The organism is Parabacteroides sp. An277 (assembly GCF_002159645.1).
Lineage (GTDB): Bacteria > Bacteroidota > Bacteroidia > Bacteroidales > Tannerellaceae > Parabacteroides.
In genome coordinates this window covers 53,310-70,732 of sequence record NZ_NFJB01000001.1, presented here as the reverse complement: position 1 = coordinate 70,732, position 17,423 = coordinate 53,310, and the positions used below count along the sequence as shown (strand labels likewise).

11 protein-coding genes are annotated in these 17,423 nt (G+C 51.6%); 3 read left to right on the top strand and 8 right to left on the bottom strand.

The features are described from left to right. Positions 1-11: 11 nt before the first annotated feature. The gene (locus B5F77_RS00280) at positions 12-2,291 is read right to left on the bottom strand and encodes a GH92 family glycosyl hydrolase (protein ID WP_087326040.1); all 2,280 of its coding nucleotides are present in this window, start codon (positions 2,289-2,291) and stop codon (positions 12-14) included. Between the two features lie 160 nt (positions 2,292-2,451). Between B5F77_RS00280 and trxA the strand changes: the two genes are divergently transcribed. Continuing rightward, a complete protein-coding gene (gene trxA / locus B5F77_RS00275) occupies positions 2,452-2,940 on the top strand; it encodes a thioredoxin (RefSeq protein WP_087326255.1) in 489 nt (162 codons plus the stop codon). A gap of 524 nt (positions 2,941-3,464) precedes the next feature. Here the strand turns inward: trxA and B5F77_RS00270 are convergent. The 6 genes from B5F77_RS00270 to B5F77_RS00245 form a co-directional block, all read right to left on the bottom strand. Further along, complete coding sequence (locus B5F77_RS00270) at positions 3,465-5,153, bottom strand: DUF3857 domain-containing protein (protein WP_087326038.1); 1,689 nt, start codon at positions 5,151-5,153, stop codon at positions 3,465-3,467. A 12-nt stretch (positions 5,154-5,165) separates the two neighbouring features. After that, entirely contained in the window at positions 5,166-7,052 is a 1,887-nt protein-coding gene (locus B5F77_RS00265; RefSeq protein WP_239445697.1) for a DUF3857 domain-containing protein, read from the bottom strand. A gap of 191 nt (positions 7,053-7,243) precedes the next feature. Then, positions 7,244-8,257 carry an AMP-binding protein gene (locus B5F77_RS00260; protein WP_239445696.1) on the bottom strand — a complete coding sequence of 338 codons (1,014 nt, stop codon included), beginning with the start codon at positions 8,255-8,257 and terminating at the stop codon, positions 7,244-7,246. Between the two features lie 105 nt (positions 8,258-8,362). Then, the gene (locus B5F77_RS00255) at positions 8,363-9,604 is read right to left on the bottom strand and encodes an anaerobic sulfatase-maturation protein (RefSeq protein ID WP_087326034.1); all 1,242 of its coding nucleotides are present in this window, start codon (positions 9,602-9,604) and stop codon (positions 8,363-8,365) included. A gap of 17 nt (positions 9,605-9,621) precedes the next feature. Further along, on the bottom strand, positions 9,622-10,650 hold the full coding sequence (locus B5F77_RS00250) for an N-acetylmuramoyl-L-alanine amidase (RefSeq protein WP_087326032.1): 1,029 nt from the start codon (positions 10,648-10,650) through the stop codon (positions 9,622-9,624). Further along, positions 10,637-11,218 carry a 3'-5' exonuclease gene (locus B5F77_RS00245; RefSeq protein WP_087326030.1) on the bottom strand — a complete coding sequence of 194 codons (582 nt, stop codon included), beginning with the start codon at positions 11,216-11,218 and terminating at the stop codon, positions 10,637-10,639. The genes B5F77_RS00250 and B5F77_RS00245 overlap by 14 nt, the downstream gene beginning before the upstream one ends. Before the next feature lie 781 nt (positions 11,219-11,999). Here B5F77_RS00245 and B5F77_RS00230 point away from each other — a divergent pair. Both B5F77_RS00230 and B5F77_RS00225 read left to right on the top strand, forming a co-directional pair. Then, the gene (locus B5F77_RS00230; protein ID WP_204244932.1) at positions 12,000-13,454 is read left to right on the top strand and encodes a PDZ domain-containing protein; all 1,455 of its coding nucleotides are present in this window, start codon (positions 12,000-12,002) and stop codon (positions 13,452-13,454) included. A 21-nt stretch (positions 13,455-13,475) separates the two neighbouring features. After that, entirely contained in the window at positions 13,476-15,944 is a 2,469-nt protein-coding gene (locus B5F77_RS00225; RefSeq protein ID WP_087326024.1) for a Smr/MutS family protein, read from the top strand. Positions 15,945-16,293: 349 nt separating this feature from the next. Here B5F77_RS00225 and dinB read toward each other — a convergent pair whose 3' ends face one another. Next, positions 16,294-17,412 carry a DNA polymerase IV gene (dinB, locus tag B5F77_RS00220; protein ID WP_087326022.1) on the bottom strand — a complete coding sequence of 373 codons (1,119 nt, stop codon included), beginning with the start codon at positions 17,410-17,412 and terminating at the stop codon, positions 16,294-16,296. Positions 17,413-17,423: the final 11 nt, after the last annotated feature.

Genomic DNA, 17,423 nt, shown 5'->3' with positions numbered 1-17,423 from the left:
ACGGTATTCAATTAATGTTGTGTTGAAAATGAATAAGGTAAGTCGGATGCTTGCGTTCCGCGCGTCTTGTTAGGCGTGTCGCCCATCTCGACATCCCATACGCCCCCTTTCATCAAGTCGTTATAATCCAAGTAATTCTTCGTATAAGTCTGTCCGTTCAGCTTCATCGATTCGATATAGATATTCTCTGCGCTGTTTTGTGGAGCATTAATCTCCAACGTCTTTCCATTCTCGAAATGCAATGTCGCTTTCTTGAAGAGCGGCGCACCAATAATGTACTGAGACGTACCCGGGCATACGGGATAGAAACCTAACGACGAGAAGACGTACCAAGCCGAAGTCTGTCCGTTGTCTTCATCTCCACAATAACCATCCGGATTCGGTGTGTACATGCGATCCATCACTTGGCGCAACCAATATTGGGCCTTCCACGGTTCGCCCGCATAATTGTAGAGGTAAATCATGTGTTGAATAGGTTGATTCCCGTGTGCATAGTTTCCCATATTCATTACTTGCATTTCACGAATTTCATGAATCACTTGTCCATAATAGCTATCATCGAAAAGAGGTGGAACAGCAAAAACCGAATCCAACATTTGCACAAAGACCTCACGTCCGCCCATCAAATCCATCAAACCCTGCGGGTCGTGGAAGACAGACCATGAATAGTGCCAACTGTTTCCTTCCGTAAAAGCATCGCCCCACTTCAACGGCGAGAAGGGAGTTTGGAATTTTCCGTCTTTATTCTTCCCCCGCATCAAGTTGTGCTCCGGGTCAAATACGTTTTGATAGTTCAGGGCGCGTTTTGCAAACAAGTCGATTTCTTTTTGCGGACGTTTTAACGCTTTAGCCAATTCATAAATGCACCAATCATCATACGCATATTCTAACGTACGCGCTACATTCTCGTTTATCTTCACATCATAAGGCACATAACCTAACTCATTATAATATTCATATCCCAAACGACCGGAAGAAGACACAGTAGGATGTACGCCATTTACAGATGCCATCAGTCCTTTCCAGAGTGTTTCGGTATCTTCTACCTTCACTCCCTTCAAATAAGCATCCGCCAAAACCGAAGCCGTATTGTTTCCGACCATACATCCCCGATGTCCAGGACTTGACCATTCCGGGTAGAAACCACTCTCACGGTAAGCATTCAGAAAACTCTCTTGCATTTCTTTATTCACAGATGGATAAAGCAAGTTCAAGAGCGGGAAGAGACAGCGGAATGTATCCCATACCCCCGTTCCTGTATAATAATAACCAGGTAAAACTTCACCCGTAGTCGGACTATAATGTACGATATCTCCCTTCTCGTTGATTTCATAGAATTTATGCGGGAAAAGTAACGAGCGGTAAAGGCACGAATAGAACGTACGATACTGCTCCAAGTTGCCACCTTCTACTTCTACACGTGTCAAAAGTTCGTTCCAGGCTTGCTTTCCTTTCTCTTTCAAGGTTTCAAAAGAATCGTCGCCCAGCTCTTTCAAGTTTAATTCCGCTTGATCATAACTAATGAATGAAGAGGCAATCCGTGCATGTACTACTTCACCTTTTTTCGTTTTGAATCCGATAATGGCTCCCGCATGTTTGGCCTCTTGCTCCAGTTTGTTTTCAGTCAAGACACCATCAGATACGGTCGCTTGGTAGGTAAAAGGTTTATCAAATTGGATGACAAAATAGTTCTTGAATCCTTCCGGCACGCCCCCGCTATTCTTTGTCGTATAACCGATAATCTTATTCTCTTCAGGAAGCACTTTTACATACGAACCGTTATCGAATGGATCAACTACCACATAAGAATCATTCTCGGGGAAGGTAAAACGAAACATTACCGCACGTTCCGTAGGCGTAAATTCAGTCACCACATCGTGTTCCGCCAGATATACCTTATAATAATAAGGCTTGGAAACCTCCGCCTTGTGCGAAAACCAACTGGCACGTTCTGACTGGCTGAATACGGGTTTGCCGACTACAGGCATAATCGCAAACTGGCCAAAATCATTTATCCATGGACTGGGCTGATGCGTTTGTTTAAACCCATTGATTTTCGTGGCAGTGTATTGATATTGCCATCCATCACCCATCTTGCCGGTTTGCGGCGTCCAAAAATTCATACCCCACGGACGAGCCGTAGCAGGATACGTGTTTCCTGTTGAGAGTTCGAACGTAGATTCGCTGCCTACCAACGGGTTGACATATTCTACAGGATCGAAAGTCTCGGCATTCGTCGACCACGCCATCGCTGTAGCCAACGTCATTGCAAAAAGAATCTTCTTTTTCATGATACTTGTCTGTGTTTTTGTTATGTTGTTGATTTTACATTTTTGAACAAAGGTACAAAAAAAGAAACGCTATGCAATAGTTAACCAAAAAGATTTCGTATTTTTGCGCTATTATTTATGCAACGAACATTTCACTATTCATTATAACAAAAAAATTAGTATGCAAAAGACGCGAAATTTGCTATGTCTTCTCGCCTTATGCGCTTCGTTTAGCTGTACTTTATCAGCCAACAACGGGAAGGAACTCACGGACAAAGACGCAACGACCGCAATAGCTACAGAGGCCGAAGGAAAAGTTATCCACCTGAACAAAGCCGAATTTCTTACGCGCGTGTTCAATTACGAAAAGAATCCGAACGAATGGAAATACGAAGGTACGCTCCCCTGCATTGTGGATTTCTACGCCGACTGGTGTGGACCGTGCCGTGCCGTCTCACCTATCTTAGAGGAATTAGCGGCGCAATATAAAGGGAAGATTCTCATCTATAAGATAAATGTAGACCTCGACAAAGAGCTGGCGGCCGCTTTCGGCGTGCGCAGCATCCCCACCATCCTCTTCATCCCCACCAAAGGGACGCCCATGATGGCGCAAGGGGCTTTGCCGAAAGAGGAATTTGTCAAACAAATCGACGATTTTTTATTGAAATAATAATAATAGAAACGGGTAGAAGCAGCGCTTCTTGCTTCATGCTGCGCTGCGGCAAACTAGATGCAGCGCTTCTAGCTTCTCGCTGTGCTGCGGCAAACTAGATGCAACGCTTCTAGCTTCTCGCTGCGTTGCGGCAAACTAGATGCAACGCTTCTAGCTTCTCGCTGCGTTGCGGCAAACTAGATGCAACGCTTCTAGCTTCTCGCTGTGCTGCGGCAAACTAGATGCAACGCTTCTAGCTTCTCGCTGTGCTGCGGCAAACTAGATGCAGCGCTTCTAGCTCCACGCTGTGCTGCGGCAAACTAGATGCAACGCTTCTTGCTTTTCGCTGTGCTGCGGCAAACTAGATGCAACGCTTCTTGCTTCTCGCTGCGTTGCGGCAAACTAGATGCAGCGCTTCTAGCTTCATGCAAATTTTCCTCATCGGACAGTCTGATGATTTTTATAAAAAAGACGCGGAAACACGGGAATTGAAATTTCCCAGCTGTCTCCGCGTTCTTGTTTTCAAATTCGAAACTATTTTCTTACCGGACGAGCAAGTGCGTATAGTTCGGATTAACCCAAGCAGCCATCAATGCGTGGAAATCGGCATAGAGCCGCGGTGTGATGAGCGGTTGGTTCACCTTCAGCGAGCGTGTCACCGTCACCTCGTTGCCTTTTTGAGTGAGGATGAATTGCATCGTCCCGGCCGCATTCGAGCACATTTTCTCTCCTACCGGTGTGGCCACGCGGCATCCTTCGGGGAGCGTCAGGGTGTAGGTGTATGTCTCGTCGGGCGCGTAGGGCAACAGGAGGTTACAGGGGCGCGTCGTATTCATCGAAGCATAACCGGCATGAGATGCTCCGTCTGCCGCATCGGGCAAAGCAATCAGGGTATAAACACCCGCCTTCTCCAAAGGAAGGGTTTGCGCCGGAACCGTATCAGACGCAGCCAAATAGGAAATGAAACAAGGCGGCACGGTAGACGTTGTTTTCGCCACGACCTTGTCTCCGTCCCATGAAAGGGCGTATTGATAATGCAAGGCCGGAGAAACAGCCGGAAGCTCGAGAGGCTTATCCGATTTCAAATCGACCACACGTGCACGAGGTGCGAACCATCCGGCGCGGTCCATCGTCGGATCCGAAGCATTCAGGAGATAAGTTTCGCCGTCTGCTTCCGCCTTCAGGAAAAGATGGGCCGCTGCCAGGCCAAAGCTATCCTCCGGAGCATCCTTCGGATAAAGCACACCGATTTCCGTCCGAATCTGAGCCGCATTCAACAGTCCCTGCAAGAGGTTGAGCAGCTCGGTTTCCGTTCCGTAAGCTGAACGAATCACCTCTTCGACATCGCGGATGCGGTATCCCGTCTCGGCCAACGAAAGGGCACAATGCGCGAAATCCTTTTGTACAAACGAAAGGATAGCTTGCAGTTTTTCGCGCTCGCCGGTCTTGCCTTCCGTCAGCGTCTCGGCCAAGGAGAGAAGCGGCATGCTTTCTTTCGTTTCGAACTGCGCGTATAAAGAACGGAGCGCATCGGCTTCCGAATCATAACTCGAAGCATAGAAAAGCGGGGAACCGTCGAACAAGGGATTCAATCCTGCCACATGCGGACGAGCTTCCACATTACGCAACCGCCAAGAGACCGTGCGCATTCCCTCTTTCACTTGCACGTTCGCCTTTTGAGCTGGATTCATACCATAAAAGAGGTCATCGCCCTCCGGTACGGAAATAGAAAGGTTATATTCCTTGACCGGCGAGCTCTGCTGGAGCGGTTCCAGGATGTCCAACGCCGGAAGATAACCCGCTTTCGAGGTCAGCGTGTAATCCAAATAAATCGTCGCACCCAATTCCAATCCCGTATGCACGATGACCATCTCTTTGAGGTGATTGTAGGCCGGTGCATTAGCTGCCGCACGAGGCAAGACCTCCACGAACGCATTGTCGGGCGTTTTGACAATCGTCCCATCGGCCTGTTTCGTATAGGATTCGTTAATCTTCAGGGTCTGGTATTCGGGGTTATAGACGATGAAGGTTTCGCCATACGCGCTGCGCATCGCGGTATGGGTATAAATCGTCAACTCCATATTGTAATGGAACTCTTGGCTCCCGTCGGCGTTCCATGTCCAGGCCTTCGAGAGTTTTTTGTACTCCGCATCAGAGGCTGCTTGCGCAGAAAAGAGGCCACCCAACAAGCATACGAGTACGATTGCATACGATACTATTTTATGTTTCATATTATTTCCTCCTTACTTCTTCTTAATTACCAAATAATCGCCATAGGATTTAAATTCGTCGACCGGCTTGCGGAACCCGTCCCAATCGGCTGCTTCGTACACCCGCTTCCTCAATTCCAATTTCTGCTTGAGGAGGATTTTATTATCTTCCTCTTGGATGGAACCCTCAAACGATGCTACCGGAGATGAAACATCCGAACGCTTAGCTTCCGCAACGTCCCAGCCATATCCCGCCGGGAGCTGGATGCTCTCCTCCTGCTCCACGAGGCGCGAGCAAGCATCCTTGAAGCCATACTTGCGCTCTTCCAGGCTCGTGTCGATGCGCAGGAAGCTCTTCACGGAATGGTAAAGGTTGTTCATCACCATTGGTTTGACGAGCAGGGCGTCGTCCGTCTTCACGGCATAGTCCGGAATCTCGTAGCGGAACACCAGGCGTATCGGGGCGGCTTGGTAATCTTTCGGATTCTTGCCCCAGTCGATACTCGTCATCTTCGCGCTCGGCGATACGTTCAGGAGCTGCTGCTCCATCGTGTTCTTCCAGTCGGAGAGCCAGCCGGAGGTGAACACGCGGCGCACGCTGGCATCCGTCTGCCCTTCGGCCTCGACGATGAGTTCGCCCTTCAGCGTCCCGTCTGCCTCCAGCCGGTTCTTCGCCTTCAAGCGCAAATAATGATTCTCCGGAGCGGAAACCGGTGTAATGCACAAGTCTGAACCTTCGGGCACGCCGGGGAGGTAATTCTGCTGCTGTTCGGCACTACTCCATACTTCGCGGACGAAGGGAACCCATGTCGGGTCGAGCGGGATATAGGTCCCATTCGAGAGTTTCACCACTGCCACGCAATGATTGAAGTGGTCGGCCGGAATCTTCTCCACGCGGCTCCCCGCCATCGTCATCGCGGGGTAAGCCTCGAAGCCCGCCATGCGCAGGAAGGAAATCAACGTGCTCGCGATGTCCTTGCAGACGCCGCAGCGGTCGGTGTAGTTCATCTTCAGGTTGTGGAGCGTATAGCCCTCGCCTTTTCCCATCGAGATGCCGGAATAGCGGATATTGTCGGCTACCCAATGCGTGAGGACAGCGATTTTCTCCATTTCCGTCTTCTTTCCCTTGATAAGATCGTTCACTTTTGCCTGCGCTTCAGGTATTGGTTCGAAGCTGCCGTAATCCTCGTTCACTTTGTTAAACCAAAGCGACTTGTCTTTCCACTCTGGCGTAGAGGAGAGCATCAGTTTCGGGGCAGAGTCGAACAAATCCACCATGTTCGGTTCGCGGCGGAAGGGCACGGCATCATCTACCGCGAAGGTATAGACCTTCCGTCCCTCGTCGTAATACATCGACGAAGCACATTCGCCCTGGAAGAACTGGAACTGGATTTCTTTCGACTGCGGAATACTCAATTGATAGACCTTGCGCACCGTCGGCTCGCTCACCCAGAAGGGCACGATGTCGTAGAACTGGCCACGCATCGGGGGGATGAACCGCGATTCGTCCTCTTCAGGCCCTGCCAACAGGGCATAGGTGAATCCCTTCTTCGCAATTTCATATTCCACCACATCACCCGGCTCCAGACGGCCCAAGTCGAGCATAATCTGCCGGGCACCCCAATAAATGGCACGCGCCGGAGCGGCATAGTCGCACGCCTGCGTCACGTCCACGTTCACCACATCGCCGCTGGCGCGGTAAATCGTCGCCTGCTTGAACTCGGCAAAGGCCGTGAGCGGATCGTAATCATACTTGATGACGTGGTTCGCCACGCCCCCCGCCATCGTCTGTACTTTAAACTTCTTGTAGACGGCAAACGAGCCGGAGCCGGTCTCCTGCACCGATACCGCCGTACTGTCGAGCAGCGTCACACAATCCGCCTGCTCAAACGCGGCCTCGCGCCCCTCTGCCGCTTGCATTCCTTCCGTCGGGAAGCACGCAAACAGGGCGCAAACCGCCATGGGTAATACTACATTTTTCATTTGCATTGCATTTATATGTCATTTTATCTTTTCCTCATCCTACTGCACCGGCGAAGTCCGCTTTTGAAGACCTTCAACGAACACGCTCTCCGGAGAGAATCCTTTTTGAAGGCCCTCAACGACCACTCTCACCGGAGAGAATCCTTTTTGAAGACTTCCAACGACCAACTGCACCGGGCCAACTCCCGGCAGGCGGCGCGGCTTATCTTCCCCGTCCCCGTCAGCGGGATGGCATCGACCGCGAAAATGTATTTCGGCTGCTGGTACTTCGGGAGCAACGCCTGCATCCGCGCCACAACCTCTTGCGGCAACGCATCGCCCTCGTGCAGAAGCACCAACGCCTCGCCAAACTTGGGATGGGGCACCGACGTGAGGGCGAAACGCACGGGCATGAGGGGACGCAACGCCTCCTCCACCTGCTCCAGTTGGATTTTGATGCCGCCGCTGCTCACGATATTGTCCCGCCGCCCCAGGATGCGAAACGAGCCGTCCGCGCGAATCTCCGCCACATCGTTCGTATGCAGCAGCTCGTCGCACACCAACGGCGCGTCGATCACCAACGTCTGTTCCTCCGACAACGCAAGGCGCACCGAGGGGAAAGGGCGGTAAAAAGCGGATGCCTCCGGTCCGTTCAGCCGGCGCAGGGCGATGTGGGAGAGCGTCTCCGTCATGCCATACGTGGAGTAGACGCGGTTCGGCATCGCGCGGAGCCTCTCCTCCAGCGCCCGGTCGATCGCGCCGCCCCCGATAATCAGGTTGCCCACCGCCGCCAACCGTTTTTCCTCCTCTTCTATTTGCAACGAATCATACACCTGAAGCGGAACCATCGCCGCAAAATGCAACGGTTCAACGATATCCGCCAGCGGATGCCCCGAAGGTTCGCGCACCACCAGCTCCAGCCCGGCAACCAGCGCGCGCACCACCACCATCTTCCCCGCGATGTAATCCAGAGGCATACACAGCAGGGCGCGGTCGCCTGCACGAAGTCCCAACGCCTCGCACGTGATGCGGGCACTGTTCATCATCTGCTCCTTGCGCACGCGCCACACTTTGGGTTCGCCCGTCGAGCCGGAAGTATGCACCGAGAGTGTCGGAGCGTCGGAAAACCATTCCCCGAAGAACCGCGCCAAGTCCGCTTGGATTCCCTGGGGATACTCGACGAAATCCGCCGGATTCTCCCGCGACACCAGTACATTCCCGACCCGACAGCGGCACATTTGCCACGGTTTATTATTCACTTTTTCCATCTATTCCGTGATTATTAATTTCCCATTCTCTTTGCGAACGTGCTGCATGATATTGGCAGGCGGACGCTCGGCTCGCAACTCCTGCTTCATGAAATCCATGAACGGAGCCACATGCGCAAAAAACTTCTTGTAACCTCGGCAAAGGTAGTTCAAACCCGGTTCGCCATCCGCCGTCCGCAAGAAACGATTCTTTGGGCATTCGCCGTTGCACGCGAAAAGGAACTCGCACGCCTTGCACTGTCCGGGGAGCTTCTCCTGCTTGTCTACACCAAACTGCAACTGCTCCCGGCTGTACATCATCTCGGTCAATGTCTGCGTGCGGATATTTCCCCGCTTATACGCCGGGAAGACGAAATGGTCGCACGCATACACGTCGCCATTAAACTCCATCACACCCGCATGACCGCAGGTCCGCGCCAACGAGCAGACACCCGGCATCACGCCCATCCAATTCGCCAACGTCGAATCAAACAACTGGATGAAATAAATGCCCACGTCCGTCTGCACCCACTCGTCGAAGAGGGCGCAAAGGAAATCACCCCACTTCTCCGCATCGACCGAGAAGGGAGCCAACTGCACCTCCTCGCCCTGCTCCGGCGAGGCGAGCACCGTCCCGTCGGCATGGCGTCCCATGCGCTCCACAATCGGCGCGAACTGGATATAATGGCAATCCATATCTTTGAAGAACTGGTAGAACTCGTGCGGATAATCGACGTTGTAATCGTTCACCACCGCCATCGCGTTGTATTCCACACCATGCTTCTTGAGCAAATCAATCCCCTTCATCACTTTGTAGAACGAAGGCTGGCCCTGCCGGTTGCGCCGGTACTCGTCGTGGAACTCCTGCGGCCCGTCGATAGATATCCCGACGAGGAAATTGTTCTCCCGAAAGAAACGGCACCACTCGTCGGTAAGGAGCGTGCCATTCGTCTGGATGCAATTATCAATCCGCCGTCCGCCCGCATACTTGCGTTGCAATTCCAAAGCCCGCTTATAGAAACTAATCGGACGCATCAACGTCTCGCCCCCGTGCCAGGTGAACAACACCTCCTGCATCGTTTGGCATTCCATATACTCGCGGATGAACTTTTCCAACAACTCGTCGGAGAGGATATAGTTCTTCACGTCCGGATACAATTTCTTCTTCTCTAAATAATAACAATAATCACACGCCAGGTTGCAAACCGAGCCGACCGGCTTCAGCATCACATACACAGGCGATGCAAATGGAGAAATATTCATGGTCTTTCTTTTCCTTATTACTTCGAATTTTTATAATCTTGGATAAAACCCTCGCATATCCAATTCGCCAAAGCCTGGCGATTATTGCTTAAAACGATACGCTGCAGGTCATATTTGTTTTGAATATTGCCAATCTCAATAAACAACGACACCGGCTGGGCATTCCGCAAAACATACAGATTGCGCTGGCTCACGGTCCCCTTGAATCCCCGGCCTGGCTGATGATGGGCGTACTTCCGTTTGAAGGTATCACGGACCGTATTGGCCAGTTTCTTTCCCGCCCGGCTTCCGGCATGATAAAAGAAGACATCCATCTGTTTGTTGCGGCTTCGGCTATCTACGTGGATGAAGAGCGCACGTTTATAGGCCGAGGGGTCTTGCTTCATGAGGGAGTTGATTTTATCGCACCGCTGCTTGAGCCGCTTTACCTGGTTGAGGGGAATCGTGCTGCCCATGCAGGTCTCCCGTTTCGAATTGTTCAGGTACATGCCGTCGCGGATACCATCTTTTGCGTCTTGTATAATAATATGTACTTTCGCCCCGCGCATCATCAGGTTGCGTGCTACGCGGAGGATAATATCGTAGGCATATTCATCTTCGCAGAGCCGATGGTTTCCCATCTTCCCTATGGCCCCCGGGTCGGGACCGCCATGTCCGCTCACCAAATAAAAGGTAGCGCCTTTCAATTCAGACGAGATGGTTTCGTAGGCAGCATATTGCTTTCCAAAGAGCGGTTCATAGCCCTTGCGTTTCCCCGCCTTTTCCGTTTGGGTACGCCGGCGGGAAGTGGTCTGTACCTCCTCCTCGTCATGCAACGGGGGCAACGTATATTGCACACCGTTAATCAGCATATTATTCCGCCCTAACTTCGACTTATTGAGGCGGATGAACTCCTTTTGGTAACTATATCCTACCCGCCCGAAACGTTTCAGGAATAATTCAATGCCCTCTCCATTCTTCGGATAGGCTTTTTCTTGGGCCAACAAGGGATGTCCCCACAAGAAGAGAAGGCAACTGACAACGAATATCAACCTACGGACATACATGGGCTGTTGATTGAATGTGTTTGTAAATCTCCTTCGTCAGGTAAATATCGTACGACGCGTCGTGGAGCTTCTCGGTTTCCAAAGGAATGCCCAACGTGCGGGCGACTGTCTCTTGCTTAAAGTCGGGCATCCGGTGCCGCTCTGCCAGAAGGTGTTGCGTGGCCAGTACCATCACGTCGATGGAATTGACCCAAAACCACGAATAGAAATAATTATCTCCATTCTGCACAAAGAACGCCTTCAGGAAATAATTATCAAACGAAGCATTGTTGTATCCTGCCAGGAAGAACTTATCCTGCTTGTCGTATTTGTCCACATATTTGGAAAGCATCGCGACCAACTGCCGGTAGACCTCCTCCATGGGCGGATATTGCTCGATTTGTTCGCGCGTCACGTGGCATACCTTTAAGGCTTCCTCATCAATCACACAGCGCGGATTGGGGCGCACCCGGAAGTTGAACACCTCCTTCGTTTCACCATCAATGACCACCTCGCCGCTTATCTGGTGAATGCCATTCCGCCAATAGAGAATGCCCGTCGTTTCCAAATCATAAAAGAGTATTTTCATATTATGCTACTTTTTAGTTGCCGACAAAGATACGTAAAAACAGGGAACAAATGAATAAATAACACTTTTACTATCGTATTCCTAACGGTTGAAATTTAAGATTAGACATTCATTGGATGGTTTTGAAGGCATGTATTTTCAGCTGAACACCCTCCTTTTGGTTCTATTTTTAGATTTTATGAAAGGATTTGACCTTCAAAAACGTGGGAAATGCCATTGCGTCCGCGCAATGGGCTTCCAATCGCGTGGGAAATGGAATTGCGTCCACGCAATGGGCTTCTAATCACGTTGAAAATGGAATTGCGTCCACACAATGGACTTCCAATCGCGTGGGAAATGGAATTGTGTCCACGCAATGGGCTTCCAATCACGTGGGAAATGGAATTGCGTTCGCGCAATAGGCTTCCAATCGCGTGGGAAGTGTTTTTGCTATACGCAACGGCATTTCCCACGTTTTTCAAGCTGCCATCTCGCTCGGCGAACACACTTTACAGCATGAAAAAGCCCCAATCCCCCAGAAAAACGGGCCTCGAAAGAGGTCCAATCCTCAGGTAGCCGTAGGTCGAAGCCATCGGCGAGGCCTGCGGCGTATCGTGGACATCCATTTCGCGACGTATAAACTACTGCAGGCCTCGCTTCGCTCCGACCCGCAGCTACCTGAGGATTGGACCTCTCCGAGGCCCTGGCCATTAAATAGTCAAGAAAATTTGAAATAAATGGAAATTTGGTCGTTGGCGCAGGTTGTTGTATCTTTGCGTCCATGAAATAAAAGCAGAAAAAAATGATTCGACCATTGAAGAAAATATCCTATAGCCTCCTCCTTTTGTGGATGGCTTCCAGCGCTTGGGCGCAGAAAGGGAAAGAAAATGCACAGGTGTGCCGCATCGGACTTACTTATGAAATTAGCCAAAAAGCCAACTGGGGAAAAGGACGGCCCGTCGTGACCCAAGTCATTCCCTATAGCTCGGCTGAACGGGCCGGCGTGCAGCCTAACGACATTATCGAACAAATCGACGGTATCCCAACGGTAGAGCTGACGGCAGACGACCTCGCCATCTTGCTCAACCCAGCTACACGGCCAGACATGGTACTGACTTTCCAATCGGCTCAAGGGGCGACCCGCACAGTGCGCGTGGTCAAAGAATGCAAGCCGGTCGATGCCATCACAGAAGCCCAGCTTGCCATGGCATTTAACATGTACAGCCTCGAAACGACCTGTACGCGGACGTTCACCTGCCCATTTGTCTATACAGCCACTACCGATACCGTCAACTTCGCCCAATTCCGTACCTTCTCGTTTGCCGAAGTAGATGAAAACAACCAAGAGCTGGAGATGGACCTCAACCGCATCATCGAACGGGAAATGGTAAAAAAAGGATATGAACGAAACCTGCAAGCCCCCGACATGCTGGTGCAAACGTTCTATTTCTTCGACAAAAATCCCGACTACGTAGGGCCGAATCCTATCAAATTGAAAGAACCGGTCTATCGCTACAACGCAAACCGCAACCGGATGGAAGAGGTACCGTTCCTCGAATTAGGTGCCTCATCGTCGGAAGCCCCTTACGTATTGCAACTGGGGTTCCGCCTCATCGACCAAAAGCTGCAGCCGGGACGCGTCTTGTGGGAATGCGAAGCCAACGAAATGCTGGAAGAGGCATTCGGCCTGAAAGAATACGCACAAATGCACATCCCGCTTATGTGTACGCAATTTCCCTATCTGCGCAGCCGGAAAAACGTGCGTTTCATCGTGACGCAATGTACCTATAATTATACCGGGATTAATTATGATATGAATAAACTCTCGAACGTGGTAGCCATAGACAAAGGTTCGCCCGCCTACGAGGCCGGCATCCAAGCAGGCGACGTGGTGGAAGGTATCGAAGGCTTGAGTACCGATTACACTATCGACGAGTTCACCGCCGCTTACCGCCAATTCATCATGAACACCATGGTCTATCGCGACGCCTCGACCCGCTTCACCGATGCCAATGGATTCGACCGCTGCATGTATTGGGACACGTTCAAATATCCGGAAGTGAACAAAGCTATCCAGAATGCGAACAACCTAACGGCCTTCGCTTATTTATACTATTTCGCTCCTTACGTCAACCCGACGAGCAACAACGCCATCACGTTCTACGTGAAGCAAGGTAAGGAGCGACGTAAAATCATCATCCGCCCAACGATACGAAGCAGCGTCTCGCTCACCGTAGCAGGGCGTACTTCTAAATAAATTAAGGAATAAAAAAGAGATATGACATACCCATCCAATTTTGAACAAAAGACGGGCTTCGACAAAGTCCGCCTTTTGCTTGCCGACAAATGCCTCAGCACGCTGGGGAAAGAACGGGTTAGCGACATGACATTTACTGCCGATTATCCGACCCTTTGCGAACGTTTGGAACAGACCCGCGAGTTCGTCCGCCTGACCCAGGAAGAGGATGAATTTCCTGCGAATTATTTCCTCGACGTACGCTATTCGCTCAAACGCATCCGCCCGGAAGGGACATGGATGGACGAAAAGGAAGTATTCGATTTGAAACGTTCGCTACAGACCATCCAAGACATCGTACGCTTCCTTCGTCCGGATGAAGAGGGGGAAATCAAATATCCAGCACTGACGGCTTTGGCGGGCGACATCCAAGTGTTTCCCCGCCTGATAACGCAAATCGACACCATACTGGACAAATTCGGAAAAGTGAAAGATACCGCCTCCGACAAACTCCAATCCATTCGACGCGAGATGACCCTCACCCTGAACAACATCTCGCGCAGCTTGCAAACCATCTTGCGTACCGCGCAACAAGAGGGCGTGGTCGATAAGGACGTAGCCCCTACCCTGCGCGACGGTCGCTTGATGATTCCTGTGGCTCCGGCTTTCAAGCGGAAAATCAAGGGCATTGTCCATGATGAATCTGCCAGCGGGAAGACGGTTTTCATCGAGCCGGAAATCGTCGTGGAAGCCAACAACCGCATCCGCGAACTGGAGGGGGAAGAGAAGCGTGAAATCATCCGCATCCTGACGGCCTTTACCGACGAGATTCGTCCGCTGGTGCCCGATATTTTGCAATCCTACGAATTCTTGGCCGATATCGACTTCATCCGCGCGAAGGCGCTCTTCGCCTTGGATATAAACGGCATCTATCCCGTGGTGGAAAACAAGCAACAAATCGACTGGGCACATGCCGTCCATCCGCTTCTCTACCTCTCGCTCCGAAAGCAACACAAAGAGGTCGTGCCGCTCGACATCACGCTGGCGGAAGGTACCCGCATCCTCCTCATCTCCGGTCCCAATGCCGGGGGTAAATCTGTTTGCCTCAAGACAGTAGGGCTGTTGCAATATATGATGCAATGCGGATTACTGGTACCGATGCACGAATCTTCGCGGATGGGCATCTTTGATAATCTCTTCATCGACATAGGCGACGAGCAGAGTATCGAGAACGACCTCAGTACCTACTCTTCGCACCTCACGCACATGAAGTATTTCGTCAAGAACTGCGACCCGCGCACCATCCTCCTCATCGACGAGTTCGGCAGCGGCACGGAACCGCAAATCGGTGGTGCCATCGCGGAAGCACTCTTGCACCGTTTCAACGAACGGGGAAGTTATGGTATCATCACGACCCACTACCAAAATCTGAAGCACTTTGCCGAAGATACGCCGGGCGTGGTCAATGGTGCCATGCTCTACGACCGCCATTTGATGCAACCGCTGTTCCGCCTTGCCATCGGCAATCCGGGCAGTTCGTTCGCCATCGAAATCGCGCGCAAAATCGGCCTGCCGGAAGATGTAATTGCCGAAGCCTCGGAAAAGGTGGGACAGGATTACATCAACATGGACAAATACCTTCAAGATATTGTCCGCGACAAACGCTATTGGGAGCATAAACGGCAGAACATCCACCAGCGGGAGAAACGCCTCGAAGAGGTCATCGCCAAATATGAAAAAGACCTGAACGAGGTGAACAGCCAACGCAAAGACATCTTGCGCGACGCCCAGACGGAAGCCGCCCGTATCCTGTCTGAGGCCAATGCCAAAATTGAGAATACCATCCGCGAAATCAAAGAGGCCCAGGCCGAAAAGGAACGTACCAAGCAGGCACGTCAAGAGCTGCAAGATTTTAAAGACAACCTCCACGCGCCCGGCGAAGAGGATGCACGCATCGCCCGCAAAATGGAGAAACTCCAGGCCCGCAAGGAACGGAAGAAGCAAAAGGCCAAAAACACCTCGGTGCAGGCGTTCAACCCGGACATCATCGAGGCGGGCGATTCGGTGCGCATCAAAGGGCAGACCTCTGTGGGCGAGGTGCTGGAGGTACAAGACAAGCAGGCCGTAGTGGCTTTCGGCATGATCAAGAGTAGCGTCAAACTGGACCGCCTGGAAAAAGTCAGCAAGAACCAAATCAAGCGCGACATTCAGAAGAGTACCTTCATCAGCGAGCAGACCTCCGAGGAAATGCACCAGAAACGCTTGCATTTCAAACAGGAAATCGACGTGCGCGGCATGCGGGGCGACGAAGCTATCCAAGCCGTCACCTACTTTATCGACGATGCCATCCAGGTGGGTGCCCAACAGGTGCGTATCCTCCACGGGACGGGTACCGGCATCCTGCGCCAACTGATTCGCGAATACCTGCAGGGCGTCCCTGGCGTGCGTAGCTTCCACGATGAGCACGTTCAGTTCGGAGGGGCTGGTATTACGGTCGTCGAGTTCGATTGACGGTCCGCCCTCCACGCGCTTAGCCATGTCCGGTGTCTCCGGCGAGGCTAAGCGCTTTTTCTTGGCACCAAAAAAGGATGCGTTTTACCTGTTTGACTACTCAATCTAAACAAACACCACTGCGTTTGTTTGAATTGAGTAGTCAATCTATATAAACACACGTGCATTCATATAAATTGACTACTCAATAACTATAAACGCAACTGAATCCATATAGATTGACTACTCAATTCAAACAAATGCAAGCCAATTCATATAAAATCAGTACCCAATTGATATAAACACATACCTGGAAAGGGTAAAGAGAGCTATCGGCGGGTCTCCCAAGGGGTAAAGCGAGGCTGGGAGCTCAATCAAAGCGGTTCGGAAGGAAAAAATCGTCGCCAAACGGTAGGTAAAGCTGTTTCCCAAGGGATTGGCCGGCGGCAGGAGCAGGCGCAGCGGGGTTCGAAACGGCCAATCCGATGAGACGCACCGGGTGACGGGCATAATCCACCTGCGTCAGCAGTTTCTTGGCCAAGGGGAGGATGTCGTCGAGGCGCACGAGCGGCTGTTTGGTACTGAGACTGCGGGTAATTTGCTCGAAATCGCCGAACTTTATCTTGAGGGTCAATGTATTTCCTTTGAAATCCTTGCGCGCGATACGTTCGACCAGCTCGACCGCCACATGATAAAGCTCGATAATCATGTTGGACGAGGCAGTGATGTCGCGCTCGAGCGTCCGTTCGCAACCAATAGACTTCCGGATGCGGGTGGCCTCTACGGGACGGTCGTCCTCTCCCCGCGCAAAATGGAAATAGACCGCGCCCATTTTGCCGAACTGCCTCGTCAGCATTTCCAGCGAGCAATCGCGCAGTTGCGCCCCGTTGTGGACGCCCAGCTGGTGCATCTTGCGGGCCGTCACCGGACCGACGCCCCAAAAAGCCTCTACCGGAAGGCGGGCGATGAAATCCAACGCCTGCGAAGGATGAATCGTGCACAGCCCGTCTGGCTTGCGGTAATCGGAAGCGATTTTGGCCAAGAACTTATTATACGACACGCCTGCCGAAGCCACCAAATGACATCGTTCGCGTATTTTAGCCTTGATTTCCTTGGCGATCTCCACAGCCCATTCGATATGCGGCTTGTTTTCCGTCACGTCGAGGAAAGCCTCGTCCAGCGAAATCGGTTCGACGATATCGGTATACTCATGGAAAATGGCATGAATCTCAGCCGAAACCGCCTTATACACCTCCATCCTTCCCGGTACGAAGACCAATTCCGGACAAAGCTTCTTCGCCCGGAGCGAAGGCATGGCCGAACGGACGCCAAACTTCCGCGCCTCATAGCTGGCAGCCGCCACGACACCCCGTTCTTCGGCATGCCCCACGGCAATCGGCTTCCCCCGCAATTCCGGGTTATCCCGCTGTTCGATAGAAGCATAGAAGGCATCCATATCGATATGTATGATTTTCCGCATCGGTTCCATGCGGCAAAAAT